Source organism: Micromonospora sp. NPDC085948 (assembly GCF_040686315.1).
In the GTDB taxonomy this organism is placed as follows: Bacteria; Actinomycetota; Actinomycetes; order Mycobacteriales; family Micromonosporaceae; genus Micromonospora.
This window is the reverse complement of the sequence record NZ_JBFBJW010000033.1, coordinates 1-3337: the sequence shown is the minus strand read 5'-3', so window position 1 is coordinate 3337 and position 3337 is coordinate 1. Positions and strand designations below refer to the sequence as shown.

The following is a 3337-nucleotide window of genomic DNA, read 5'->3' as shown; positions in this document are numbered from 1 at the left end:
CGGTAGTCGGACATTCCCAAGGCGAGATCGCCGCCGCGCACATCGCCGGAGCACTGACCCTCGACGACGCCGCCAAAATCGTCGCCCTACGCAGCGCTGCCATCTCCACCCATGCGGCAGGCGGCGGCATGATGTCGCTGGCCCTAGCCGCCGACGCAGCCACCAGCCTCCTCGATGCCTGGCAGGGGCGCGTCACCGTCGCCGCGGTCAACAGCCCCCGCTCGGTCGTCGTCTCCGGCGACCAGCACGCGCTGGCCGAGTTGCAGACCCACTGCGACGGCCACGGCATCCGCGCCCGGTCCATCGCCGTCGACTATGCCTCCCACTCGGCCGACGTAGAGCCTCTGCGCAACGCCCTGGTGCAGCAGCTGGCGGACATCAGCCCGCTGCCGGCACGGGTTCCGTTCTACTCCGCCGTCACCGGCCAGCCGCTCGACGCAGCTGAACTCGGCGCGCAGTACTGGTACCGCAACCTGCGCGAGCCGGTCCAGTTCGAGCGGGCCACCCTCCGGCTGCTGGCCGACGGCCACACCGTGTTCCTGGAGGCAAGCCCTCACCCGGTTCTGAGCGTCGCGGTGCAGGACACCATCGACGACTCGGGCTCCGCCGCCACCGTGATCGGATCACTACGACGCGATGATGGTGGTCTCGACCGCTTCCTGACCGGCCTGGCCGCGGCGTTCGTGCAGGGCGTGGCGGTGGACTGGTCTGCCGTACTCACCGGCACCGCAGGTCCCGTCCTGCCGCTACCGACCTACCCGTTCCAGCGTGAGCGGTTCTGGCTGCACACCGGTCGAGGTGCGACCGATCCTACCGGGCTGGGCCTGGCGGCCGCGGACCATCCGCTGCTCGCCGCATCGATCGGACTGGCCGCCGGCGACGGCGTAGTGCTGACCGGCCGACTGTCGCTGCAATCCCAGCCGTGGCTGGCAGACCACGCTGTGTCCGGAGTTGTGCTGCTGCCCGGCACCGCATTCGTGGAACTTGCCCTGCGCGCCGGCGACGAGGTGGGCTGCGACCGGATCGAGGAGCTCATGCTGGAGGTACCGCTGCTGCTTCCCGAGCGTGGCGGAGCAGCGGTGCAGGTACGGGTCGGCGGCGCCGACGAGTCCGGCCGCCGGCCGGTGAGCGTGCATTCCTGTCCCGACGACGGCGACAGCGAATTCGAGTGGACGCAACACGCAACCGGCATCCTCAGCCAAGGCGCTGCGGCGCTCGCAGACGCCATGACCACACAATTCGCCAATTGGCCCCCGCCGGCAGCCACAGCAGTCGCGGTGGACGGTCACTACGACAACGTCGCCCGCGCCGGGTACACCTACGGCGCCACTTTCCAAGGCCTGCATGCGGCGTGGCGATCCGGGGACGACGTCTACGCCGAGGTCACCGTGCCGAAGCAGGCGGCGGACGACGCCAAGCGGTTCGGGCTACACCCGGCCCTGCTCGACGCCGCCCTGCACGGAATTGGTCTGGGAAACTTCTTCCACACCGCCGGGCAGGTCCGGCTGCCGTTCGCCTGGAACGGGGTGTCTCTGTTCGCCTCAGGTGCCACGGCGTTACGGGTTCGGCTGTCCCCGGCCGGCGGCGACGCCGTCACCGTCGACATTGCCGACACCGCTGGGCAGCCGGTCTTGCACGCCGAGTCCCTGGTCGTGCCGCCGGTCTCGGCCGAGCAGCTCGAGCAGGTGCTGGGCACCCACCGTAGAGGCCTCTACCAGGTCGACTGGCTGGCCGTTCCGGCGCCCGCCCCCACATCGAGCTCATGGGCGGTCCTCGGAAACCGCGACGATCTACAGTCGGTGCTGACCGAGGCCGGCGTAACCGTGTATCCGCACCCCGATCTGGCATCGCTGACCGCCGCCGTCGACGCCGGCGCGCCGACGCCCGACACGGTCGTCTACCTCGTCGAGCCGGACTTGGCCGGATCCACCGCAGCAACAAGCGTTCACGAGCACGTCAACCAAGCCCTGACCCTGGTGCAGGCGTGGCTGGCTGGCTCACGGTGGGCCGCCAGCCGCCTGCTGGTGGTGACCCGTGGGGCGGTGCCGGTCGTCGACGAGGGCGTCCCGGGCCTATCACAGGCGGGGGTGTGGGGCCTGTTGCGCTCCGCCCAGGCCGAGCACCCGGATCGGCTGATGCTGGCCGACCTCGACGGCGCCCACGCGTCGCTGCAGATCCTGCCGGCCGTGCCGGCCTGCGGTGAGCCGCAGGTGGCCGTGCGCCACGGCCGGATCCTGGCTCCACGGATGGCCCGCACCAGCTCCGACGTGCTGAGTCCGCCCACGGGCCGGCCCTGGCGCTTGGAGGTCGTCGGCGCTGGCACCATCGACGGCGTCACCCCAGTAGCGTGCCCTCAGATCGATGAGCCGCTGCAAAGCGGGCAGGTGCAGGTCGCGGTGCGCGCTGCGGGCGTGAACTTCCGTGACGCGCTGATGGCGTTGAACCTTTACCCGGGCGAACCCGCGCTAGGCAGTGAGGCCGCAGCCGTGGTGGTACAGACCGGACCCGACGTCGCCGGCTTGGCCGTCGGTGACCGGGTGATGGGGTTGGTGCCGAACGCGTTCGGGCCGCTGGCCGTGACCGACCACCGGCTGCTCGTGCGCATTCCCGAGGGCTGGTCGTTCGAGCAGGCGGCGGCCGTGCCCGTGGCCTTCCTGACCGCGTTCTACGGCCTGTTCGACCTGGCCGGTCTGCGACCTGGTGAAACGGTACTGGTCCATGCCGGCGCGGGCGGCGTCGGTATGGCCGCCGTGCAGCTGGCCCGGTATGCCGGCGCGCAGGTTCTCGCAACCGCCAGTCCACCGAAGTGGCCGGTGCTGCATGAGCTCGGAATCGGCCAAGCGCATGTCGCCTCCTCCCGCACACTCGACTTCGAGGAGCAGTTCCGGGCCACGACCGCAGGGCGGGGCGTGGATGTGGTGCTTAACTCGCTTGCCGGTCCGTTCGTCGACGCGTCCGCCCGGCTTCTGGCGCCGGGCGGACGGTTCCTCGAGATGGGCAAAACCGACCTGCGCGACCCGGACGAGTTCGCCGCGCACCATCCGGAAACCACCTACCAGGCGTTCGACTTGACTCAGGCAGGCCCCGATCGCATCGGGCAGATGCTCACCGAGATCGTCGAGCTGCTCGAGCACGGCCACCTCAATTCGTTGCCGGTGACCAGCTGGGACATCCGCCGAGCGCGGCACACGTTGCGGCACATCAGCCAGGCCCGCCACACCGGCAAGGTCGTGCTGACCGTCCCGCCGTTGTTGGGTGGGCAGGGCACAGTGCTGGTGACCGGCGGGACGGGGACGTTGGGTGCGTTGGTGGCCCGGCATCTGGTGAGCGCGTACGG

At 70.5% G+C, this 3337-nt stretch carries 1 protein-coding gene; it reads left to right on the top strand.

Going from position 1 to position 3337, the window contains the following annotated elements:
* Nucleotides 1-3337: acyltransferase domain-containing protein (locus tag AB0O48_RS34505; protein WP_365070189.1), on the top strand; the 3337-nt coding region annotated here is incomplete at both ends.